The organism is Nostoc sp. NMS7 (assembly GCF_017115085.1).
GTDB lineage: Bacteria > Cyanobacteriota > Cyanobacteriia > Cyanobacteriales > Nostocaceae > Nostoc.
Map to the genome: position 1 here is coordinate 1 of NZ_JABXKJ010000059.1, position 23,095 is coordinate 23,095.

26 protein-coding genes and 2 pseudogenes are annotated in these 23,095 nt (G+C 40.7%); 20 read left to right on the top strand and 8 right to left on the bottom strand.

All coding sequences use genetic code 11. The features are described from left to right. Positions 1-250 precede the first annotated feature (250 nt). The 16 genes and pseudogenes from HWQ38_RS04715 to HWQ38_RS04785 all read left to right on the top strand — a co-directional run bounded on the left by HWQ38_RS04715 (position 251) and on the right by HWQ38_RS04785 (position 13,646). The gene (locus HWQ38_RS04715) at positions 251-1,114 is read left to right on the top strand and encodes a glycosyltransferase (RefSeq protein WP_366933233.1); all 864 of its coding nucleotides are present in this window, start codon (positions 251-253) and stop codon (positions 1,112-1,114) included. 5 nt (positions 1,115-1,119) lie between these two features. Continuing rightward, the gene (locus tag HWQ38_RS04720) at positions 1,120-1,671 is read left to right on the top strand and encodes a hypothetical protein (RefSeq protein WP_292790455.1); all 552 of its coding nucleotides are present in this window, start codon (positions 1,120-1,122) and stop codon (positions 1,669-1,671) included. 66 nt (positions 1,672-1,737) lie between these two features. Further along, positions 1,738-2,715, top strand: coding sequence for an NAD(P)-dependent oxidoreductase (locus tag HWQ38_RS04725; protein ID WP_292790457.1), 978 nt, complete (start codon positions 1,738-1,740; stop codon positions 2,713-2,715). A gap of 120 nt (positions 2,716-2,835) precedes the next feature. Continuing rightward, positions 2,836-3,732: a glycosyltransferase gene (locus tag HWQ38_RS04730; protein ID WP_292790460.1), complete on the top strand. Its 897-nt coding sequence runs from the start codon at positions 2,836-2,838 to the stop codon at positions 3,730-3,732. Between the two features lie 33 nt (positions 3,733-3,765). Then, the gene (locus HWQ38_RS04735; protein ID WP_292790463.1) at positions 3,766-5,424 is read left to right on the top strand and encodes an alkaline phosphatase family protein; all 1,659 of its coding nucleotides are present in this window, start codon (positions 3,766-3,768) and stop codon (positions 5,422-5,424) included. A gap of 17 nt (positions 5,425-5,441) precedes the next feature. Next, positions 5,442-5,594, top strand: a complete 153-nt coding sequence (locus HWQ38_RS04740; RefSeq protein WP_292790465.1) for a hypothetical protein — start codon at positions 5,442-5,444, stop codon at positions 5,592-5,594. 9 nt (positions 5,595-5,603) lie between these two features. Next, a complete protein-coding gene (locus HWQ38_RS04745; protein WP_292790468.1) occupies positions 5,604-7,070 on the top strand; it encodes a lipopolysaccharide biosynthesis protein in 1,467 nt (488 codons plus the stop codon). A 396-nt stretch (positions 7,071-7,466) separates the two neighbouring features. Beyond that, positions 7,467-8,378 carry a glycosyltransferase gene (locus tag HWQ38_RS04750; protein ID WP_292790471.1) on the top strand — a complete coding sequence of 304 codons (912 nt, stop codon included), beginning with the start codon at positions 7,467-7,469 and terminating at the stop codon, positions 8,376-8,378. 32 nt (positions 8,379-8,410) lie between these two features. After that, entirely contained in the window at positions 8,411-8,953 is a 543-nt protein-coding gene (gene cysC, locus HWQ38_RS04755; protein ID WP_292790474.1) for an adenylyl-sulfate kinase, read from the top strand. A 50-nt stretch (positions 8,954-9,003) separates the two neighbouring features. Continuing rightward, a complete protein-coding gene (locus tag HWQ38_RS04760) occupies positions 9,004-10,185 on the top strand; it encodes a glycosyltransferase 87 family protein (protein ID WP_292790476.1) in 1,182 nt (393 codons plus the stop codon). A 257-nt stretch (positions 10,186-10,442) separates the two neighbouring features. After that, positions 10,443-10,733: a hypothetical protein gene (locus HWQ38_RS40340; RefSeq protein ID WP_366933234.1), complete on the top strand. Its 291-nt coding sequence runs from the start codon at positions 10,443-10,445 to the stop codon at positions 10,731-10,733. After that, positions 10,639-11,190, top strand: a complete 552-nt coding sequence (locus HWQ38_RS04765) for a Uma2 family endonuclease (protein WP_366933235.1) — start codon at positions 10,639-10,641, stop codon at positions 11,188-11,190. Before HWQ38_RS40340 ends, HWQ38_RS04765 begins: the two co-directional genes overlap by 95 nt. Before the next feature lie 13 nt (positions 11,191-11,203). Next, complete coding sequence (locus tag HWQ38_RS04770; protein WP_292790479.1) at positions 11,204-11,452, top strand: hypothetical protein; 249 nt, start codon at positions 11,204-11,206, stop codon at positions 11,450-11,452. After that, positions 11,446-11,562: pseudogene (locus tag HWQ38_RS04775) on the top strand (glycosyltransferase family 2 protein); the annotation flags it as partial. The gene HWQ38_RS04770 and the pseudogene HWQ38_RS04775, both read left to right, overlap by 7 nt. A gap of 29 nt (positions 11,563-11,591) precedes the next feature. After that, the gene (locus HWQ38_RS04780; RefSeq protein WP_292790481.1) at positions 11,592-13,337 is read left to right on the top strand and encodes a carbamoyltransferase; all 1,746 of its coding nucleotides are present in this window, start codon (positions 11,592-11,594) and stop codon (positions 13,335-13,337) included. A 123-nt stretch (positions 13,338-13,460) separates the two neighbouring features. Then, positions 13,461-13,646 (top strand): DDE transposase family protein, encoded by a 186-nt coding sequence (locus HWQ38_RS04785; RefSeq protein WP_292790484.1) that lies wholly within the window; start codon positions 13,461-13,463, stop codon positions 13,644-13,646. An 81-nt stretch (positions 13,647-13,727) separates the two neighbouring features. Here the strand turns inward: HWQ38_RS04785 and ctpC are convergent, their stop codons facing one another. The 5 genes and pseudogenes from ctpC to HWQ38_RS04810 all read right to left on the bottom strand — a co-directional run bounded on the left by ctpC (position 13,728) and on the right by HWQ38_RS04810 (position 17,452). Further along, positions 13,728-15,011 (bottom strand): carboxyl-terminal processing protease CtpC, encoded by a 1,284-nt coding sequence (gene ctpC, locus HWQ38_RS04790; protein WP_292790487.1) that lies wholly within the window; start codon positions 15,009-15,011, stop codon positions 13,728-13,730. Positions 15,012-15,097: 86 nt separating this feature from the next. Continuing rightward, on the bottom strand, positions 15,098-15,340 hold the full coding sequence (locus HWQ38_RS04795; RefSeq protein WP_292790491.1) for a hypothetical protein: 243 nt from the start codon (positions 15,338-15,340) through the stop codon (positions 15,098-15,100). 50 nt (positions 15,341-15,390) lie between these two features. Then, the gene (gene ispG / locus HWQ38_RS04800) at positions 15,391-16,617 is read right to left on the bottom strand and encodes a (E)-4-hydroxy-3-methylbut-2-enyl-diphosphate synthase (RefSeq protein WP_292790494.1); all 1,227 of its coding nucleotides are present in this window, start codon (positions 16,615-16,617) and stop codon (positions 15,391-15,393) included. 257 nt (positions 16,618-16,874) lie between these two features. Further along, positions 16,875-17,156 (bottom strand): annotated as a pseudogene (locus HWQ38_RS04805) (SMI1/KNR4 family protein); the annotation flags it as partial. 26 nt (positions 17,157-17,182) lie between these two features. Beyond that, positions 17,183-17,452 (bottom strand): SMI1/KNR4 family protein, encoded by a 270-nt coding sequence (locus tag HWQ38_RS04810; RefSeq protein ID WP_292790497.1) that lies wholly within the window; start codon positions 17,450-17,452, stop codon positions 17,183-17,185. 138 nt (positions 17,453-17,590) lie between these two features. Between HWQ38_RS04810 and HWQ38_RS04815 the strand changes: the two genes are divergently transcribed. From HWQ38_RS04815 to HWQ38_RS04825, 3 genes are read left to right on the top strand one after another with little or no spacing between them, the layout of a single operon-like run. Then, positions 17,591-17,881 (top strand): hypothetical protein, encoded by a 291-nt coding sequence (locus HWQ38_RS04815; protein WP_292790501.1) that lies wholly within the window; start codon positions 17,591-17,593, stop codon positions 17,879-17,881. Beyond that, positions 17,878-18,162: a type II toxin-antitoxin system YafQ family toxin gene (locus HWQ38_RS04820; protein WP_292790504.1), complete on the top strand. Its 285-nt coding sequence runs from the start codon at positions 17,878-17,880 to the stop codon at positions 18,160-18,162. Before HWQ38_RS04815 ends, HWQ38_RS04820 begins: the two co-directional genes overlap by 4 nt. Positions 18,163-18,222: 60 nt before the next feature. Further along, complete coding sequence (locus tag HWQ38_RS04825) at positions 18,223-19,299, top strand: isochorismatase (RefSeq protein ID WP_292790506.1); 1,077 nt, start codon at positions 18,223-18,225, stop codon at positions 19,297-19,299. Between the two features lie 28 nt (positions 19,300-19,327). On the opposite strand, the gene HWQ38_RS04830 is transcribed toward HWQ38_RS04825, so the two are convergent. Beyond that, positions 19,328-20,221, bottom strand: a complete 894-nt coding sequence (locus HWQ38_RS04830) for a M23 family metallopeptidase (protein ID WP_292790508.1) — start codon at positions 20,219-20,221, stop codon at positions 19,328-19,330. 241 nt (positions 20,222-20,462) lie between these two features. Here HWQ38_RS04830 and HWQ38_RS04835 point away from each other — a divergent pair, with 241 nt between their 5' ends. After that, a complete protein-coding gene (locus tag HWQ38_RS04835) occupies positions 20,463-21,671 on the top strand; it encodes an HhoA/HhoB/HtrA family serine endopeptidase (RefSeq protein WP_292790511.1) in 1,209 nt (402 codons plus the stop codon). A gap of 180 nt (positions 21,672-21,851) precedes the next feature. Here HWQ38_RS04835 and HWQ38_RS04840 read toward each other — a convergent pair whose 3' ends face one another. Together HWQ38_RS04840 and scpB are read right to left on the bottom strand one after the other, a co-directional pair. Further along, positions 21,852-22,199: a DUF760 domain-containing protein gene (locus tag HWQ38_RS04840; protein WP_292790513.1), complete on the bottom strand. Its 348-nt coding sequence runs from the start codon at positions 22,197-22,199 to the stop codon at positions 21,852-21,854. Between the two features lie 248 nt (positions 22,200-22,447). Beyond that, on the bottom strand, positions 22,448-22,990 hold the full coding sequence (scpB, locus tag HWQ38_RS04845) for an SMC-Scp complex subunit ScpB (protein ID WP_292790515.1): 543 nt from the start codon (positions 22,988-22,990) through the stop codon (positions 22,448-22,450). Between the last annotated feature and the right edge of the window lie 105 nt (positions 22,991-23,095).

Here is a 23,095-nt window from a genome sequence, read left to right on the forward strand (position 1 = left end):
AGAGAGTTGATACGGCTGTTCGTTTAGCGTCCTAACCTATACTTCGATTGCTATATATACCATATATATAAAGGTAAGCTAAAAATACAGGTTCTTTAAGTTGGTTAGAGAACTCCACAAAAAAATGGTTGTAAATTTTCCTGCACATCTACTTGGTCAAGCAGTATCTTTTCTGATGCCAAACCCAAGTTAATTTACTGTTCTTTTAATTACCTATAGTCCGAGTCTTCCCTCCTATGAAATTTCCGTCGTGGTGATGACATTCAACCGTCCAACGGCGTTGGCACGTTGCCTACAATCTCTTGTTGCCCAGTGCATTGGCAGCCATACCTTTGAAGTAGTCCTGGTGGATGTATCGCAGCCCCCAGTAAACCATGTGGTAGAAGCCTTTGCCGAGCAGTTATTGATTAGCCATAGAATCGCAGCTAACCAAGGGGTAGCAGGCAATCGAAACCTGGGGGCAGAATCTGCGAGAGGCTCACTTCTGGTCTACCTTGATGATGATTGTGTGGCTGATCCCTACTGGCTTGAGGCTATACTCCAGGCAGCTAAGCGTTACCCAGACAGAATGATCGGCGGTCGGGTAAATAACCTTCATCCAGAGAGTCTCGTTGCCTGCGTCAGTCAACTGATCACCGAAGCAGTAGATGCTACCTTTAACCCACCTGGATCAGAGCCTAAGTTCTTTGCGGGCTTAAATTTCGCTGTTCCCCGTAAAGATTATCTGACTCTTGGTGGTTGTGATGTAACTTATGGTCGTCTAGCCGCAGAAGACCGTGATTTCTGCCGACGCTGGCGGGCTAGCGGTCGGTATCTTGTCAAAGCTTCAGATGCAGTGGTTATTCATGAACACCGCAAGGATTTAAATGGTTTTTGGCGACAATATTTCAACTATGGCCGGGGGGCTTACCGTTTTAGTAAGGAAAAAGACTCCATGAAAACTTCCACCACCATTAGCAAACATTTGAGGCTCATACAGGAACTTAAGCGGATTCTTTGTCAAAGTCCAGGTTCACAACGGCCAGTACTAATGATGCTGCTAGTTGTGTGGGAAGTCGCCAATACAGCCGGCTTCATCTGGAAAGCCGCCCAAGATATCCTGCGACGGAGATGATAACCATGAGCAGTTCAAAACTTTCTTTCTCCGATGCCAGAGCAAAATTACGAGAAACCTTACACGAACGACTTGGAGTAATTGCGCCTCATTCATGTTGCGCCCATCTCAACTATCCGAGCCATTTAAATATCGGTGAGCATTTGATCTGGCTAGGAGAAGTTGACTATCTTCACAACATTCGTAACGTTGATATAGCCTACGCATCCGATTTTTTGTCCCTGTCAATATCTAAGATGAGGAAAATGATTGGTTGTAACCCGATTTTTCTTCATGGGGGTGGCAACCTGGGCGATTTATGGACATTTGATGGATACCGTCAACTGTCTAACAGAAGATTTATTATTACTAACCGACTTCATGTTCACATTTTGAGTAGTCTAATAGGTGTCCCCAATATCCTTATGCCAAATTCAAATCATAAAAACCAATCTTATTACCAAACTTGGAGTCAAGATTTTAGAGATAGCTATTTTGCAACTACAACCCAAGAAATCGAAATGTCACTCAGGGATGCTCTCGAAAATCAGAGTGAATCTGGAGGGTCATTATTTTAACCGTGAGTTAGCTTTGAAATATGATATATTTTTACCTCTAGTTAATCATATCAGGATAAAATCAAAATGAAACTATTAGTAACAGGTGCATCAGGATTTATTGGCAGTTATTTAACTAAAATGCTAGTGGAGAAGGGATATAGTGTTAAAACTTTGGTTCGTTTTGATAGTGATGTCACGCAGTTAAAAAACTTAGATGTTGAAATTATTTCCGGGGACATCAGAGATGCTGATACTTTAGAGAAAATAATGAAAGGTTGTCAACAAGTTTATCATGGAGCAGCACAACGAACAAAGCCAAAAATTCCTAAACAAGCTTATTATTCAATCAATGTAGATGGTTGTAAAAATATAGCCGAGACTGCTCTGAAAACAAATGTTGAACGGTTAGTTTATCTAAGTACCGCAGGGGTGTATGGAACTCTCAAACAGCTAAGAATAAATGAAAATACAGTGCCACGTCCAAATACCTATTATCGGACAACGAAATGGTTGGGAGAAAAAGTTTTGTTAAGTTATCACCAACAACAGAATTTACCTGTGGTGATAGCAAGATTATCAGGGGTTTGTGGTGCAGGTTCTTTAAGTTGGTTGGGGTTAGTTAGAGCGATCACTACTCCAAAATTTCGTCTAATTGGTACAGGAAACAATGAGTATCACTTAGCAGATATTATGGATATTATAGCAGGATTAAGATTGTGTGCAGAAAAATCCAATATCGAAGGTAAAACCTATAATCTTGCTGGCAAAGAAGCTCTAAAAGTCAAAGAAATTGTTAACCTAATTACTGAAAATTTAAACATATATGAACCAACCCAACAGTTGCCTGCTTTTCCCTATCATACCCTCAATACAATGACCGAATGGTTTTATCAAACATTTAGTAAACAATTGCCTGGTCATCATCGTTATGATATGTTTATCAGTGATCGAAGTTTGGATATTTCTAGAGCAGTAGCTGAGTTAGATTATTCTCCTAAAATTTCACCAGAAGAAGCAATTATAAATTTAATTAATTGGTATCGAGAAAAAGGCTATGTTTAAATATAGTAAATTTTCAATGTGGACAAAGATTAAAGATAGAGCAATTATTTTAACTGAATTGTATTGGACTATCTTTGATTTATTTAGGACTATAATCATAATTTTTTTTAAACCTGATTTATGAACCTTCCTTTTTTTTCAATTGTTATCCCTACCTATGCACGTCCACAACAGTTGTCCGTCTGTTTACAAGCTTTATCAGAACTCGATTATCCTCACAACAAATTTGAAGTAATTATTGTCGATGATGGTAGTCCGATGTCCTTAGATCAGGTCATTTCTTTGTGGCAACCTCAACTTCCCCTCACCGTATTAAGACAAGCTAATCAGGGTCCTTCTATTGCCCGAAATTTAGGAGCTACCTTTGCAAAAGGAGAATTTTTGGCGTTTACTGATGATGACTGCGCTCCTGTTGCTGGTTGGTTGCAACAATTTGCCTGTCAGTTGCTTAAAACACCCAATTGTCTTATGGGTGGACAAATAGTTAATGCTTTGCTTGGAAATCTTTATGCTACTAGCAGTCAAATATTAGTTGATTACCTTTACGAGTACTATAATAAACAAAATATTAAAACTCGTCAGACTAGCTTTTTCACCTCTAATAACCTTGCTATTTCCAGAGAAATATTTAATCGTATTGGGGGTTTTAATGATAAATATACCTTAAATGCGGCTGAAGATAGAGAATTGTGCGATCGCGCTTTACAAGTAGGCTATAAAATGCTATATGTTCCCGATGCTTTAGTTTATCATGCCCATGACTTAACCCTAACTCAGTTCTGGAAACAGCATTTTAACTATGGTCGGGGTGCTATTCATTTTAATCAAGTACGAGAAAAACGGGGACTAGGAAAAATCAAAGCTGAATCATACCCTTTTTATACAAATTTGTTACTTTATCCCTTTCATCAAGAATTTTTATTTCGCGCTCCTTTAATCTCAGGATTACTACTACTGTCGCAAATTGCCCATACTACAGGCTGTTTTTGGGAAAGAAGCACAGTATTTAAAAGATAATTAAACCTACTATTAAATTTACTAAAAACTCTCATGAAAAACTCTGTTATTGCCATTGGATTAGACGCAGCCGATCCCCTACTTTTAGAAAAATGGATGGAGCAAGGGTATTTAAAAAACTTAAATCAACTGAGATTGCAAGGCAGCTACGGTCATCTTAAAAACACCGTTGAATATAGCAAAAAAACTGAGGAATTTTATATTACTGAATGCTTATGGACAATTTTTAACACAGGATGCCTACCCAATAAAACCGGATATTGGAGTCCTGTTGAATATTATAAAAACAATTATCAAGCTATCTACGACAGCACTAATGGAGGATATAAATATCAAGAGTATCTTCCTTTTTATGCTTTGCTAGAAAACCACAATATTGCAATTTTTGATCTGCCAGTAACAACTCTCTGTAAGCAAGTTAAAGGAGTGCAAATTCTTGGTTGGGGAGGACATGATCCTTTTACTCCCAGGCATTCTCTACCCCCTGAAATTCTGCCAGAACTCACTCAAAAACACGGACAGGATTTGATTTATCAAAATGATATTGGCATTTGGTGGGATAAAAAATACCGAAAATGGCTACAAGAAGCGTTAAAAACCAATATCGCTAAACGTTCTGCAATTTGTCAAGACCTACTAACTCGTGAACCCTGGGATCTCTTCCTGGCAGTTTTTAGTGAAACTCATACAGCAGGTCATGATTTGTATAGTTATAGTCAGGCAGATCATCCTTTATATTCGACTTTAAAACAAGAGAATGACTCATCTGATGTATTGTTAGAAACTTATCAACAAATTGATCATGCAATTGGTGAAATAATCAGTCAAACTTCAGAAAATAGTTATATTTTGATTTTTTCTCTGCATGGTATGGATGTTAATAATGCTGATTTATTTGGGATGGTATTTCTGCCAGAGTTAATGTATCGCTTGAGTTTTCCTGGTCAAACTGCGATCGCTACTGGTAAGATCAACACACCACCACCCCCAATGATTACCCATCCTATCAGAAATTCTTGGTTAGGGGAAATTTGGGTTAAGAATACACCCAAAAACTGGATGCAGAAACTATTTGGATCATGGACTCCTAGTAGCTTTCTTCGTAGTCCTAAAAATGGGCTAGATTGTCCATTTTTTTTGTTAGAACAAGCAGATAGTCTTGCGTGGATACCAACACGCTGGTATCAACCACTATGGCATCAGATGAAAGCTTTCGCTCTACCTGCCTTTACCGATGGTCAGATTCGTCTTAATATTAAAGGAAGAGAAAATCAGGGAATAGTTCAACCATTTGAATATGACCAACTTTGTCATCAAATTACTCAACATCTCCTTGATCTTCAAGATGCAAGAACAGGTAAACCCATTGTTAAAGACGTAATTCGCACTCGTCAATCACCAATGGAGAATGATACTAAACTCTCTGATGCAGATTTAGTAGTAGTTTGGCACGGATCTCCCACCGATGTCATTGATAGTCCTGATTTTGGACGCATAGGACCTGTTCCTTATTTTCGTCCAGGGGGACATCGTTCGAGAGGTTTTCTGATGGCAAAGGGTCCTGGCATTACTCCTAATTCCACTTTAGAAACAGCAAGTACGGTTGATCTAAGTGCAACTATTTTAAATCTGATGAATGTGCCAATTCCAGACTATTTTGATGGTAAACCTCTGTTAAATTTAAATCTATGACTAATAAATTTAAATTTATGACTAATTTAATTAATGATTGTGCTGATGTGGTCTATCAATCTCCCTATAAAGCTCGTTATGATCTAGCTTGGAATTCCGAATTGATTGATTTAGTAAAAAATAGAATTGAGCAATTTTCTTTCTTGCATGGGTATTCCTATGAAGATTAACTTTGATACATGAGCATGAAAAAAAAGGCGATTCAAGGAGTATTTTGGTCTGTTATTCAGAATTGGGGAAGTCAGACTGGTTCGTTGTTAGTTTTTTTAATATTAGCTCGTCTGCTACAACCAAAAGACTTCGGCTTAGTGGCATTGTCAAACCTATTTATTACTTTCATAAATATCTTTCTCACTCAAGGTTTTTCCCAAGCACTGATTCAGCGTCAAAAATTAGATCAAGAACACCTCGATACTGCCTTTTGGACTCAGGTTGCCATCGGTTTTTTACTAACCACTACCAGTTTTATAACGGCTGGTTGGGTTGCTAATTTATTCCAGGAGCCACAGCTAATACCGCTGATTAGATGTCTTTCTATGATGTTTTTTCTTAATGCTTTTAGTCAGGTTCAGATAGCTTTGCTCAAGCGAAAATTTGCCTTTAAAACTCTAGCAACTCGTGCATTATTTGGAATTTTTATGGGCGGTTTTGTTGGTGTTGTGATGGCGATCGCTGGATTTGGTGTTTGGAGTCTCGTTGCTCAAGAATTAGTCTATCAAGGGGTGGGAATTATTGTTTTGTGGAGAGCAAGTGACTGGCAACCTAGATTTAGAGTGTCTTCTCCTCATTTTGAGGAATTATTTCACTTTGGAGTTCATGTTCTCGGTTTTCAACTAGTGAACTTTTTCAATCAAAGAACTGATACTTTGTTAATTGGTTACTTTCTCGGAGCAAAAACTTTAGGATATTATGCGATCGCCCAGCGAATTTTAGAAGTGATGACTCAGTTATTGGTGGGAACCAGCAATCAAGTTGCGCTATCAACGTTTTCCCGCCTGCAAACAGACCTAAATCGCCTTCGAGAGGCATTTTATCAAGTGACTCAATTGACCAGCCTCATTGCCTTTCCTACCTTCCTCGGCATGATCACCCTGACTCCAGAATTGGTTATCCTATTATTTGGCAAGCAATGGCTTCCCTCTATCCCCATTATGCAAATTCTCGCCTTAGCTGGACTTTTACGTTCAGTTTCCTTCTTTAATGAATCTGTGTTCATAGCAATGGGTAAGCCTGCTTGGAAATTTCGCTTAGGCTTACTCAATGCCATCCTCAATGTCATTGCTTGTCTTGTAGCTGTGCGCTGGGGATTGATGGCCATTGCTGTTGCCTATGTAATTAGTGATTACCTCGTTTTTCCTATCAGTCAGTGGGCAGTTAGTCAATTAATTCAGACTCCCATTCTTACTTATCTGCGTCAACTTATCGTTCCCCTCGTCTGTGCTTTGATAATGGTAGTGGTGATTTTGGCAGTTAAATACTTGCTCCGAGATTTACTCAACTCCCAAGCATCATTAGTCAGTTGTACGGTGATGGGTGCGATCGCCTATGGATTAACTATCCGATGGTTGGCACCAAAATTATGGCAGCAGTCATTGGAGTTGGTGGCTCTGGCTATCTCGCCCAACAAAAGCCAAAATATTCCATAAATTTTGATTGTGATGGACAAAAAACCAATATTCTCAATTATCATCCCTACTTACAACCTAAGCTTTATGAATTACATATCGCCATCCTGTTTTATACTTTTTCTGGCGTGGTTATTTGGAATTAGCTATATCCATAGGTCGCCGTACCTTGCCTGTTGGATTTCGCCATTGGTTATGGATCAATATAGTTAGCAAATTATATCAGATGAAAATTGAAAAAACAATTCAGTCAAATGTCAAAATATAACCCTCAAATTGCTTTTTTACCCACTCTCTTGATTGTGGGGGAGTTGAAAGGAATACCCTTAACCTAATCCAACAATTTGTTGCAAAATGTTAAATTTAGCTGCGTAACAGCTTATCGCTCCTCACCAGTATATTGAATATGTCGAGTTTATGCTTAAAAAGCTATTCTTTTCCATTGTCGTCCCAACCTATGCCCGTCCCGAACAACTAGCAACTTGTCTAGAATCCTTGACTCATCTGGACTATCCAGGCGATCGCTTTGAGGTTATTGTCGTAGATGATGGCAGTCCCAATCCTCTAAATGAAGTAGTAAAACCCTTTCAGGCACAATTGACAATTCAGTTAATTCGCCAAGACAATGCCGGTCCTGCATCCGCTCGCAATACTGGAGCTTACCATGCTGGAGGTGATTTTCTAATATTCATTGATGATGACTGTCAAATTCACCCCAACTCCTTAAAAGTTATAGCTACCTATTTTCATGATCATCCAGAGGTTTTACTGGGTGGTGATACGATTAACAAACTGTCAGACAATATTTACTCCGCAGCTAGTCAACTTTTATTGGATTATCTCTACTCATACTATAATGCTGACTGCCATCAACCCAGTTTCTTTACCAGTAATAATATGGCTTTAGCTAGGGACAAATTTCAACAAATTGGTGGGTTTAATACAAATTTCTCGTTAGCAGCGGCAGAAGATCGGGAATTTTGCGATCGCTGGTTGCACCAAGGTAACAAAATGATTTATATTCCAGAAGTTACTGTTTATCATGCTCATCAACTCACATTAAAAACCTTTTGCTTTCAGCACTTTAACTATGGTTGCGGTGCTTTTCGTTTTTACCAAGCTAGAACTCAGGGTACTAATGAAAATATCAAAGTTGAACCAATCAAATTTTATCTGAATTTACTCAGGTATCCTTTTGTGCAAAAGTCCAGTCAACCAGAAATATTATTGACAATATTATTCCTGATATCACAGTTTGCAAATGTAGCTGGATTTTTTCGGCAACAGTGGTATCAATTAGGAAGTAAAGTGACAGATATAAAGATTTAGTATAACTCTGCATAAATTAAAGTTAATTAGAGATGAACATTAACTATTCAGGATTTACCTTATGGCTTACAGGACTAAGTGGTGCGGGTAAAACTACAATTTCCCAAGGAGTAGAATTGCAGTTAAAAACACGAGGTTTTCCCGTAGAAATTTTAGATGGAGATGTGGTGAGAACTCACCTTTGCCAAAGATTAGGATTCAGCAAAGAAGACAGAGATATCAACATTCGTCGGATTGGATTTGTGGCTAGTTTATTGAGTCGTCATCAAGTAATTGTGATTGTTTCCGCTATTAGTCCCTATAAAGAAACTAGGGAAGAAGTAAGACAAATGACAGAAAATTTTGTCGAAGTTTATGTCAAAGCATCCTTGAATATCTGTGAAAAAAGAGATGTGAAAGGTTTATATGCAAAAGCTAGAAGCGGAGAAATTAAACAATTTACAGGTATTGATGATCCCTACGAAGAACCTGTCAATCCTGAAATTACTTGTAATACTGAACAGGAAACTGTTGATGAAAGTATAGCTAAAGTGATATGTAAGTTAGAGAAAATGGGATATCTCCCAATTTTATAATAACTCTATTAAACTAGTAAATCAATAAACAAAGATATATATATTTTTAAATGAATAACCAATCAATCGTAGTTGTTTTAAAAAAGCTTACTCCTCCAAAAATTATCTTTGGTCTTTCCCTGATTTTGAGTTTACTCTGTTTCGCCTATTTGATCAGAGGTTTTTATTACTTAATCATAGATGAAATTGGTGCAGGAGATTTACATTCTCGCTGGCAAGAACAGCAATATATTTATCGTGGTTTATATCCTTATGATATTAAAAAAGGTTCGCTTTTTATAGATCCCACAATTGGACCGATAACATCGGGGGGATATCCACCTTGGGCTTTTTTCTCAGGTTTCATATTTTTTCCACTTATTTCTTTTGAATTAACCCGCTGGTATCATGCTCTTTTAAATACCATATCCCTAGTTATTTTAGCTATTTTTGCTTATCAAATAGGCAAACCCTATGGGAAATTAAAAGCTTGGTTTACGGTAGTTGCTTGTTTGTCAATTAGCAGTCATTCTACTACTCTTGGTCTTGGTCAATATGGCATCATTATTAATGCTTTATTAATAGGGATGTTTTGGCTATTGAAGAAAAATCATAATTTTTCCGCAGGGTTGTTTTTAGGTTTAGCTTTACTCAAACCTAGTATTTCCGCACTTTATTTTTTTACTTTAGTTATTAAAAAAAGAATTAATGCGGCATTTGCTTGCTGTCTCTATATTATTATTGCTAGTTCAATCATAGGAATGCTTGTCCAAGTTTCTCCTATTTATATGATTGAGAAAATGATTAAAGTTTCCAAATATTATGTTAGTAGTGGATATTCAGGAATCAATGTTCTTTTAAATTTTGGCATTAACCCAGCTATAGCAACAGTATTATTAGCCATAGTTGCTACTGCTACAATTATAGGCATATTTTATTTATTTAAGGATAATTCTTTACTGTTTTTTTTTGCCATTGCTTCTGTTATCGGTAGATTATGGACTTATCATTTAATTTATGATAATGTCATGTTAGTGTTTTTGTTATTAGCAGTAATTAATTTGACTTTTAATAAGCCAAATAGATCAAATATTTTGATATTAACCTTACTTTTATTGAGTTTATCACTTCCCGCGAAATTTACAGATTTACCATTCGCGAAAATCATTCAAAGTACAATTTGGATTGGTGCTTTGCTCTATCTTCTAATTTGCCAAAAACAATTTAAAGAATTGGGAATTGGTAATGGGTAATTGGCAGGGCTATTTCATTCTAGGGAATGGCATTAGATGGTAACCTAAGTTTTTAGGCATTTACCAGATGAACTGTCCTCCTCTGCGTCTTTGCGTGATATAAATACAGTTCAGTTTTAATGTTTGTATTTTCCACTTTTCAGTTCCCAATCAACCATAGCTAATAGTATAGCGATCGCTCTCATCCCAGCCTGGAGAAATGACGAACCTGTATAATAAATGAAATCGAGCCTGCTAGCGATCGCCTAAATAAGACCATGACAGTTCTACAAGGTCACTCGGCAAATGCCTTACCCCCGATTACCTGGCAGAAACTACCTGCTGATTTTCCTTTGCCCGATGAACCTGTGGAAAGTAACCTGCAACCCCTGCTAGCCGCAGCCCTGCGAGAATCCCTAGAGTTAGCAGGTATGATTCTCGAATCGATGCTGATTGCCTCTAATTTTGGTCTGTGTGCCACCGTCGGCGACAAAACTATCGTCAACAGCTCCCGATTGGGTTTACGTCCCATCGGTTCATCCTCTACCTTCAGGAGAAATTCGCCGTAGCTACACTCCCCATACACAAGGAGACAAGCCTGCTCTAGTTATGGAATTTATCTCCGCCACAGAAGGAGGAGAATACTCGATTAATCCCCACTATACCTATGGTAAGTGGTACTTTTATGAACAAATTTTAAGAATTCCTATTTACGTAATTTTTCACCCTCAAATCGCGGTATTAGAAGTCTACTTCTTGGTGGAGGGTAAGTATAAACAACAATCCCCAGATGAAAACGGACGCTTTTGGATAGAAGCCTTGGGCTTATTTTTGGGCGTGTGGATGGGGAGAAAAGCAGAATTAGAAAGTTATTGGCTACGCTGGTGGGATAAATCAGGAAATTTACTGTTTTGGGGAAGTGAATTATTAGAACAAGAACGCCAACGTGCCCAGCAAGCAGAACAAAAAGCTGCTAGATTAGCACAAAGACTTCGAGAAATGGGCATTAATCCCGAAGAATTATAGCTTTTTTCTCATCATGAAACGGTTGCATCGACAACTCAAAAAATATGGGATATTAACCCTAGTAACTATTGTCCTGGTATTGTTGAGCGTCATTCCTCTAGGAATTGCGATCGCCTACCACCAGACACCCCAACCACAAGCTATCCTGGTACTCGGTGGTAGCGAAAAAAGAGAAGAATTCGCTGCCCAGTTTGCCAAATTTCATCCAGCCCTAAAAATTTGGGTTTCTTCTGGCAGCCATCCTGACAAATCACGATCCTGAAAGGTGGTATTTTAGACAGTTGGCATGGTTGGTACTATGCATTTCAACGTGTACTAGCAGAAATATTACTAGTAATTCGTCTGATAGAAGCCGAAAAACTTCAAAATTAACTATTAAAACCTACTGAAACTTAATCATAATGAATATTCTCGGAATTAACGCTTACCACGGTGATGCTTCAGCTTGTCTAGTCCAAGATGGTCAACTGATTGCCGCAGTTGAAGAAGAACGGTTTAATAGAGTTAAACATTGGGCTGGATTTCCCGCAGAATCTATTCATTATTGCCTAAAAGTTGGTGGCATTAGTGCAGCCGATTTGGATCATGTAGCGGTATCCTTTAACCCCAAAGCCAACTTAAATCGCAAACTTCTATTTACTCTCCAACAACGTCCATCTTTATCATCACTTTTAGATCGGTTTAACAAACAAAGTAAATCTACGAGTCTTAAGCAACAGTTAGCAGAAGCTTGTTATTCTACACCTGAAGAGATTCGGGCTAAAATTCATAACCTGGAACACCATACAACTCACCTAGCCAGTGCCTTTTTCATTTCTCCCTTTGAAAAAGCTGCCATCTTATCTATTGACGGCATGGGAGACTTTGTTAGTACCCTGGCAGCTGCGGGTGAAGGGAATCATCTAGAGTACTTCTCTCGCACTCACTACCCTCACTCTGTTGGTTATCTTTACAACGCTATCACCCTTTATCTGGGCTTTCCCGCCTACGGAGATGAATATAAGGTGATGGGATTAGCACCTTACGGAGAACCAGAATATTTGGAAGCCTTTCGACGAATTATTTATCCCAAAGGTGATAGTTTTGAGTTGAATTTAGATTACTTCACTCACCATCAGCAAGGCATTGCCATGAAGTGGGAAAATGGAGCGCCCATTGTTGAACCTTTCCACAGCCCAGAACTAGAAAAATTATTAGGGCCGGCGCGACGTTCCAAGTCAGAAGTTACCACCAAGCATCAAAATATTGCCGCTTCTGTGCAAGCGGTGACAGAAGAAATCATTTTTCATTTAATTAATCGACTAAGCGATCGCTACAAGAGTGAGAATCTCTGTTTAGCAGGTGGTGTGGCGATGAATTCTGTTGCCAATGGTAAGATTACTCAAAATACTCCCTTTAAGAATATCTATATTCCAGTGGGTGCTGCTGACAATGGTACATCAATTGGGGCAGCCTTCTTTATTTGGAATCATCTGCTCAAGCAACCACGTCAGTTTATATTAGATCATGCTTATTGGGGTTCGGAGTTTACTGATGAAGAATGCTTGTTAGCATTGCAATCGCACGATTTGCAACCTCAAATACTAAAGCGAGAAGCACTGCTACACCACGTTGTTGACGCCCTTTGTGAAGGTAAAGTAGTCGGTTGGTTCCAAGGGAGAATGGAGTTTGCTGCTAGGGCTTTGGGTAACAGATCCCTCCTTGCAGATCCGCGTCGTGCTGATATGCGGGATATTATCAACCTGAAAATCAAATTCCGAGAAAAGTTCCGTCCCTTTGCTCCCAGTATTCTCGAAGAACGGGTAGGCGAATTCTTTGAGGTTGATGAACCAGCACCATTTATGGAAAAAGTCTTTAAAATTCGCCCCGAAAAAAGAGAGCAAATTCCGGCTGTCACCCATGTTGATGGTACTGGCCGCTTACAAAGTGTCAGTCGCCAAACTAATCCCCTTTATTGGGATTTGATTAATACCTTTGCTCAACGTACTGGTATTCCTATCGTTTTAAACACGTCCCTCAACGAAAATGAACCGATTGTTCGGACACCTACAGAAGCCATTCAGTGCTTCTTGAGAACTTACATGGATGCACTGCTTTTGGGTTCGTATTATGTAGAACGCAAAGATATTAAATCCGAATCTAGGTAGTTTGTGAGAAACTAATACCATCACGAGTACTTTTGAGCTTTAATCGCCCAATACCTTTTTTATCGGTAAAGAGCTTTACGCTTACCGAGTAGCTTGTAAAAAACAAATTTTTTTATTTTAAGTATGAAGGATTCACAAACTTGGTATATTGTCAAGCGTTCTGCTGGTAATTGCGAAATTGTCTCCAGCGACAAAGTTGGAGACGATAATCTAGAGATTATAGAACAGTGGGGGCCTTTTAGTTCGCTAGAAGAAGCGATCGCTCGGCGTGTCGGACTTATTAGGGCTAGAAAGTGCCAACCAGTTTAAGTTAGGAGTTAGGAGTTAACTAATATAATCGTCTTTATTTCTAACTCCTCACTATTCACTCCTAACTTTATTCCTAACTCTTCATTTTTCTGCTGTGGGCGTGGACTTAGCAGTAATTTGTTTACCGATGACTTCCACCGCTTTAGCGAATTGCGGGTCTGCTAGGGTAGCGAGTTTGTCACGTCCATGAAGCCACAACTCCTCGATCTGCGCTTTGGTCAAATCCACCTTCACATCTGGCTCAATGCCTTTATGATTGATATCTCTACCACTAGGGGTATAGTAATGAGCAATTGTCACCGCCAATCCTGAACCATCTTCCAAGGGACGTACCGATTGCACCAGTCCCTTACCAAAGGTTTGAGTACCAACCAAAGTAGCACGCTTATTATCCTGCAAAGCCCCTGAGAGGATTTCACTTGCACTGGCTGAACCTTTATCTACCAGCACTACCAACGGTTTATTTGTCAAGGCTCGTCCGTTTGCTTCTTCCTTTTCTCCCTCTCCTTGGCGTTCAACGGTGGAGACAATCTTACCTTTATCTATCCACATCCGGGCAATATCCACACTAGAGAAGAGTAAGCCGCCTGGATTACCACGCAGATCGAGAATATATCCAGCTACTTTTTTGGTTTCTAAATTTTTGATGGCAGTTTGCATTTCTTTACCAGCATTGGCGCTGAACTGGTTCAAGCGAATGTAGCCAAGATTCCCTGCTGGAGTTTGCTTCTGGGAAAACTTAACTGGATGGATTTCAATTCGCGCCCGTTTGATGTCAAACTCTTTTGTCTGAGCGTCGCGCCTAATTGTCAGGCTGACTTGCGTTCCTGCTTCACCCCTAATCAAGGATACTGCCTGATTGCTATCCATCCCCTTAGTATCTTTGCCGTCGATTTTGAGGATGATATCTTTCGCCAAAATACCAGCTTTAAAGGCTGGTGTATCTTCAATTGGCGCAATTACAACCAGTTGCTTCGTTTTTTCATCCTGACTAATCGTGATCCCAATACCTATTAGTTCTCCAGAGGTGTCCACTTGCATATTCTTAAATTCCTCTGGGTCCATAAACCGGGTGTATGGATCTTGTAGCTTTTTGAGCATTTCCCGAATGGACTTATACGCTTCCTGCGGATTACTGTAGGACTTACTCAAGTACTCTTTACGAACAGCCTGCCAATCTAGCTGGTTAAAAGTACCGTCTACATATTGGCGGTCAATTGTTTGCCAAACTTCATCTACCAATTCTTTGGGACTTGCTTTAAATAAAGCCTGACCTCGCGAGTGAATGCCAAGACTAATAACAGCGATCGTGGAGAGTGTCACTGCCGTAGCACCCAAAACAAGCCTACTTTTTGTAATCACCATAATCACAGCTGGGTCAGAGGGAATATATATATATCAGTATGCTCAATCTAACACAGGCTACCACTGTACAGACCGAATATGTATTCCTAGTTTAAACAAAATACTTGACAATTTGGCAGAGTGGGGAGTGGGGCATTGGACACTTGTACTGAGCGAACGCGAACAGCGTCTGGTAGAGAAGCCGTTGGCGCAGCCTCTCGTAAAGAAGTATTGGGCACTTGAATTTTGGATTTTGGATTAAATTTCAATTCTTTAATCCAAAAGCGTTCGACTGACTTGTACTGAGCTTGCCTGCCCTGAGTCTGTCGAAGGGTCGAAGTAGCGCTCACGCCGAAGTCTAAAATCTAAAATTCTCACTCTCCCTACTCCCCACTCCCCTTTATGGTTCTACCCAGCGTTCATCTGCCTTAATCAGGTTAATTAATTCCTCTACACCTTTATCTTCTAGGACTTTTTTAATTTCCTCTCGGCCACGATACAAAGAAATGTAACCAGGTGTTTTGCCAACATAACCATAGTCGGCATCCGCCATTTCTCCTGGACCATTGACAATGCAACCCATAACTGCTATGTCAAGACCAGTTAAGTGTTTAGTGGCTTCCCGAACTTTGTGCAGCACTTCCTCTAGGTTAAACAAAGTGCGTCCACACGAAGGACAGGCGACATATTCCACCATCGTTTTTCGCAATCCCAAAGCTTGGAGAATGCTGTAACAAACGGGAATTTCTTTTTCTGGTGCTTCTGTAAGTGACACGCGAATTGTATCGCCAATGCCATCAGCAAGTAAGGTAGCAATACCAGCCGTAGATTTAATTCGCCCGTATTCGCCATCACCGGCTTCCGTAACGCCTAAATGTAGCGGATAATCCATACCTAGATCATCCATGCGCTTGGCTATCAGGCGATAGGCGGCTAGCATCACTGGTACTCGTGAGGCTTTCATGGAAATAACCAAGTTGCGGAAATCCAAAGATTCACAGATGCGAATGAATTCTATGGCAGATTCTACCATGCCTTCGGGGGTGTCACCGTAGGTAAATAGCATTCTTTCAGCGAGGGAACCGTGATTTACTCCAATTCGCATCGATTTACCTTGATCTCGCAAGGAAACTACCAGAGGTTCTAAGGTTTCGCGGATTTTATCGCCAATTTCGTCAAATTCGGTTTTAGTATACTCAGTTCGATTGATGTTTGGCTTTTCAAACACATACAATCCCGGATTAATCCGCACTTTTTCTATGTGCTTGGCGACTTCCACAGCGATTTTCAGCCCATTGTGATGGACATCAGCCACAATTGGCACGTCTTGGTAAGTTTTAATTAATTTTTGTTTAATTTCTGCTAAAGCTTTAGCATGAGCCATACTCGGCACTGTGACGCGGACAATTTCGCAGCCTATTTCGTGCAGACGACGAATACCAGCCACGGAACCATCAATATCAAGAGTGTCTTCGTTAATCATTGACTGCACCACAACGGGGTAGCCGCCGCCAATGGTGACATTTCCCACCTTTACAGGACGGGTTTTACGCCGCTTGATAGTTGTATCAAAGGTGGGTTGATCTACTGTGGTGTTAGAAGTTGTAAGAGTCGGTAGAGTTTGCATAACCCTATCAGGTAAATTTGCTGTAGCTAAAATATCAGGTTTGATAAGTCTCTGTTTCCCAGATTGCCACAGCTAGGGCTTTTTTGGGCGATTAAGTCGAAAAAAAATGGAGAATGAGACAGCAGAAGAAATAATGAGCTATTCAGAGGTTTTGCTCATTTTTAATGATATATTGCTTAAAAATCCTTTTAACTGAGTAGTTTGAGTAGCGATCGCTTTAACCCGCCTAAGTTGCGATGCTCGTAGATTTACAAACATCAGATATCATCCGCTTTGAATATACCTCCGTATTTATGGGAGAAAACATATTGACCAGATTCTAAACCAGTGGCATACTCATCTAGCCAGTTCTGAAAACTTGAAGCGACGAGTTCTCGCTTACCGTCATCGTGCCACATCTGAATAATTTGTCCAACTTTACCACCTTTAGCAGGAGCTAAGTCTAGACAATCGTGATTGCCAGCACCGTCATAGGTTAGTGGTATCCATAACGCACTCCACCAATCTGTACGAATTCCTATTCCTGGTTCTGGCTGACTTTCACAACCATCGAAATTATCTTCGTCTAAAAGTTTTTTCCAAACTTGCCATTATCTTGAATACGTTCAAGAGGTAGAAATTCTCGTCTATTAATCAGCCCATAATCGTAGCAATCGTAGCCTGATTGTCCATTATGGATACGGTAAGAACTCTTGACATCATCAGGAAACTGTATCAGCAGAGTGTCTTCTACTGCCTTGATCTGACTCTCTGATGCTCCAGGGTTCAATGTATCAAGAACTTGTGGAGCATTAGCTTTGAGCCAGAATTCTATTCTTGTCCAAATTTCCTGCATACTTTGTTTTGCCTTATGGTTGGTTTACAGATGAGTGGTTAGAGCGACGGTTGACAATTTGCGAAGTTTGGATGAGAGCGATAACTTCGTTAAGCTTCGCTAACGCTAAATTTATGTTTTAATAATACAAATATACTATTGAGTCAACAAGTCAACAGATTACACAGACCACCAGCTAAATTAGATTTATCACTAAATTCTTTGATGCCCATGCTAGAAAAAACATCTACATTCCAGAAAGCCATAGAAGCGGTAGAAGCATTAGATCCAGAAGCTCAGGCTATTCTTGTAGATATTATCCAAAAGCGCCTCAAACAACAGCGACGGGATGACTTATTAAAAGAAATCGCGCAAGCAGAGAGTGATTATGCTCAAGGTAATGTCCGGCGTGGTTCAGTTGCAGATTTGATGGCGGAGTTAGACGAGTGAAAAATTTGGTTTGGAGTCCAACTTTTGTTCGTGCTTTTAAGCGTGTAGTCAAGAAAAATCCTGAGTTACGTTCTCAAATTGAGCAAGTATTACAACAAATCGCAGAAGACCCATTTCAACTCAGTTTACGTAGTCACAAGCTAAAAGGTGATTCATCAGGTAGATACTCATGTTCAATTGATTATCGGAATCTGATTTTATTGAAATTTGTTACAAATCCTGAATCACCAGAGGAAGAAATTTTGTTGTTAACTTTAGGTTCCCACGATGACGTTTACTAAATTCAGCATTATTTTTAACTAAGGTAAGCCTAATAATTAGAAAATAAGTACAGATTTAAGATGAACACCCAAATAACAACCCAACTACCAATTCCTCCACACTTTAACCCCGATAAGGTCGGCGAAGTTTCGCGCGTACCTTACCAAGAACGTGCCGCCGAAGCTGAAATCTGGGCAAAACAACACGATATCAAACCTGCATCTCTAGATAAAACCAGCATTTGCTTACTATTAATTGATGTCCAAAACACCTTCTGCATTCCTGGATTTGAATTATTTGTAGGTGGAAAATCCGGTACTGCGGCGGTGGATGATAACGTCAAATTGTGTGATTTTATCTATCGCAACTTGGGAGTAATTACAAAAATTATACCTACTTTAGACACCCACACAGCAACGCAAATTTTCCATCCGATCTTTTGGGTAAATGCCGCCGGAGAACATCCCACCCCAGCAGCGACTAGCATCACTGCTGGAGATATCGAACAAGGTATCTGGAAAGTTAACCCAGCAGTTGCTGATAGCGTTACTAATGGGGATTACGAATTATTAGAAAAACACGCTTATCATTATGTTAAGCAACTAAGTCAAGACGGTAAATATCCTCTCATTGTTTGGCCTTATCATTCTATGTTGGGTGGTATTGGTCATGCTTTAGTTTCATCGGTAGAAGAAGCGATATTTTTTCACTGCATTGCGCGTCAGAGTCAGACACAATTTGAAATTAAAGGTGAAAATCCCTTAACTGAAAATTATTCCATCTTACGTCCAGAAGTGTTGGAAGATTTTGAGCAACGTCCACTTGCTCAAAAAAACACGCGTCTGATTAAACAACTTTTAGAATTTGATGCTGTGATTATCGGTGGTCAAGCTAAAAGTCACTGCCTCGCCTGGACAATCGACGATTTATTAACAGAAATTAAACAGGTAGATGCTGCTCTTGCTCAAAAAATCTATCTGCTAGAAGATTGCACTTCCCCTGTTGTTGTTTCCGGTGTTGTAGACTACACAGAACAGGCAGATGCAGCATTTACAAGGTTTGCAGAAGCAGGAATGCACATCGTAAAATCTAGCGAATTTGGGAATTGGGCATTGGGCACTTGTACTGAGCGAAGTCGAAGTATTGGGCATTGGTAATTCAGTTTCTTCTCTATTCCCTATTCCCTCATTTCTTCAAATAACCCTTTGGATCTTCCGCTACCCAACCCAGAGATGAGCTAGAACGTACTTCAAAATGGAGATGCGGTTGACGGGAACTTGGTTGTCCACTTGTACCTACGGTTCCCAATATGTCTCCTTTTTTCACTTGCTGTCCGACAGTAACTTTGATATTCTCAAGTTGAGCATAACGGCTTTGGAGTCCGCCACTGTGATTGATAATGACCAACTTGCCATAAGTACCTTGATCGTTGGCAAAGGCTACGGTTCCAGGCGCGATCGCTTGCACATCAGTACCTACTGGTGCTAATAAGTCAACACCACTATGGAAGAAAACTTGACCTGTCGCCGGATTAATTTGCCATCCGTAAGCTAATCCGATTATTGCCAATTGTGCCAAAGGATATCCAGACAGGGATGCACGGTTTGGCGTACCTGTATTAGTAGGTAAAGGGGACTTAGTTACAACACCATTCGGCGACCAATTTACCCCAGGAAGAAACACAATTCTAGGGTCTTGTTGGCAGCCATTCACCTCAAAAAGGCTATCAGCACGAACTTTGTATTTTGCCGCCACTTGTTGCCAAGTTTCACCGCGAGGCACTTCGACTACAACCCCATTGTAGGGAGGAATTTGAAGTACACTACCAACCGTGGCGATCGCACCGTTCTGCAAAGCTGGATTCATGCCAATAATAGTTGTAGGTATGAGATTGTAGCGCTGCGCTATGCTCTCCAAAGTTTCGCCACGAACAACTTTATGGCGTTGGAAGCGAGATAAGGCTGGAGTTGGGCAACCACTGACAACAGCTTTGGCGCTATTAGTGTTTGGCAGTATGCTTACTAGGCCCAAGGCGCTAATTAAGCTACAGAGGAACAGTTGACGAAAAGGTAAAGTCATGTATGTACGTCAAGAGCGCATTAACTTTAGATTTTAGATGGGAAGAGTGGGGAGTGGGGAGATGAGGGAGACAAGGGAGACAAGGGAGACAAGGGAGACAAGGGAGACAAGGGGATGAAGAAAGAAAGTGTTTTCCCAATGCCCAATGCCCAATTTCTAGTAAATTGATTTGTCCACTTGCCGTTCGCTTGACTACACTTAGAAATTAGCAACTGCATTGCTGTCCTTAAGCAAAATGATTATGAAGTTATCTTTAAAGCAAGTGGCGGTTTATGTGTTTTTACTGGTGTTCGGCGGTAGTGCAGGTTTGTTTGGCAGTCGCTATCTGCTGCCACAAAATTCCTCATTCCAACAGTTAAAAAATGTAACAATGGCTTCGCCTCCAGAATCCATAGTTCCTAATTCTCCTAACGGAGCGATTGGGACTACTGGGGGCGATAATGTGAATTTTATTGCGACGGCTGTCCAAAAAGTTGGCCCGGCTGTGGTACGAATTAATGCCACTCGCAAAGTCGCCAATCCCATCTCTGACGCTTTAAAAAATCCCCTCTTGCGGCGATTCTTTGGAGAAGATGAGGAACCAATTCCCCAAGAACGCATTGAGCGCGGTACAGGATCGGGATTTATTTTGAGCGAAGATGGAGAATTGCTCACTAACGCTCATGTGGTAGCTGACACGGATACAGTACAAGTAACCCTCAAGGATGGTCGGAGTCTAGAGGGGAAGGTGATAGGAGTTGATTCTGTGACAGATGTGGCGGTGGTGAAAATAAAAGCGAATCATTTACCAACAGTGAAACTGGGGAATTCGCAAAACTTGGTGCAGGGACAATGGGCAATCGCTATTGGCAATCCTCTAGGTTTAGATAATACTGTCACTATTGGCATTATCAGCGCTACCGATCGCACTAGCACTCAAGTTGGTGTCCCAGATAAGCGAGTTACCTTTATCCAAACTGATGCCGCAATTAACCCTGGTAATTCCGGGGGACCTTTGTTAAACGCCCAAGGCGAAGTGATTGGTGTTAATACTGCCATCCGCGCTGATGCTCAAGGACTTGGTTTCGCCATCCCCATTGAAACCGCCGCCCGCATCGCCAATGAACTTTTTACCAAAGGGCATGTAGAACATCCCTTCTTGGGTATTGAAATGGCAGACCTTTCTCCCATCAGAAAACAGCAGATTAATCAAGAAAATCAGCTCAACATTCAGCAGGATACTGGGATTGTCATTAGAGGAATTACGGACAATTCTCCAGCCAAGCAAGTAGCACTTATTCCTGGAGACGTGATTCAAAAAGTTAACGGTAAACCTGTCAAAACCTCAGCCCAAGTGCAGAAGTTGGTAGAGGCCAGCAAAGTTGGGGACATATTAGCGATCGAAGTCAACCGCAGCAATAAAATTCAAACCTTCAAAGTACAATTAGGAGCTTATCCTGAAAGGAAGTAGTCAAAATAATTCATAATTACAAGACGCGAGCGCCTTCGCTCTCCGTGGTAGCTCTCTACTCTCCACTGTCTTGTTGACCACTAAATCAAAAATTTAGTGTTGGCTCTGTACCCGTTGTCTAATTATGAATTAGTAATTATTCGGTCAATAGTCGGAGAATGTTTGACTACTGACTATTGATTATTGACCATTAGACAAATGCTCTAACTGCATTCTTTGTTCCATCTGCCGCAGAAAATACCCCGTCATCATGGCCGACGCTAGAAGCCCAGCTAAGTTCTCCCGATCTGTTGTGATTTGGACGCTAAAATTCTCTGGCGGCAGCATTCCCACTAGCCCTTGGACATTTTGCGAGATGATTTGTTTAATTTCGGGGCTAGCGGACTGAGCAATCCTAGCTAAAACATCAGGAGACTGATGCTGTAGATATTTGAGTAACTGATTAGGGTATTCCTCAGAGTGGTCGGAAAGAAGTTGATTAGCGTGTTCCTCTGAGTTGTCATTCAAAAAGTCACGATTAAACACCATTGGCAGTTTTATTTAGCTTAATTGCTAATTCTACTCTAAACCATAGTACAAGGGTAGCGCATTCACCACAGCTATAAGCCTTTAAGAGGGCATTGGGCATTGGGCACTTGTACTGAGCGAAGTCGTAGGCGTAGCCTCTCGTAGAGAAGTATTAGGCATTGGGAAAACACTTTCTTTCTTCATCCCCTTGTCTCCCTTGTCTCCCTCATCTCCCTTGTCTCCCTCATCTCCCTCATCTCCCCCACTCCCTACTCCCCACTCCCCACTCCCTTTAGTTCTAGTTCTAGTTCTAGTTGTTCTTCCTTTTGGCTGGTGGAAAGTATTTGCGGGAGTTGTTCGATTTGAAAATACTGATGAAATTTTGGGGTTACTTGCAGTGAGTAGGAGCGAGAATCGTTGTCTCGGCGCTTTCGGATGAAACCAAGTTCGACGAGTTCTGGAACGTGCTGATATACCCCTGAACCGCGCAGGTTAATCAAGTCGCTCTGGAGTATGGGACTATTAAGGGCGATCGCTGCCAAAGTCCGCAATGCACCAACACCCAATTCTACTGGTATCATAGTTTGCACTAAATCATGAAAGTCAGAGCGGAGTTGCAAACTGTAACCATCTGGGGTTTCTATTACCTCTAGGGCGCTATCTCGGTGGGCATAGTTGTCCATTAGTTGAATTATGCCTTCTTTGACAGTGGCGCGATCGCACGCGGCATACTCGGCGATTTCGCCGAGCGACAAGGGTTTACCCTTTAAATAGAGAATCGCTTCTATCTTCGTCGCTGTGGCTGTAATCATTTATTCATTGGGCATTGGGCATGGGGCATTGGGCATTGGGCATTGGGCATTGGGCATGGGGCATGGGGCATGGGGCATGGGGCATTGGGCATGGGGCATTGGGCA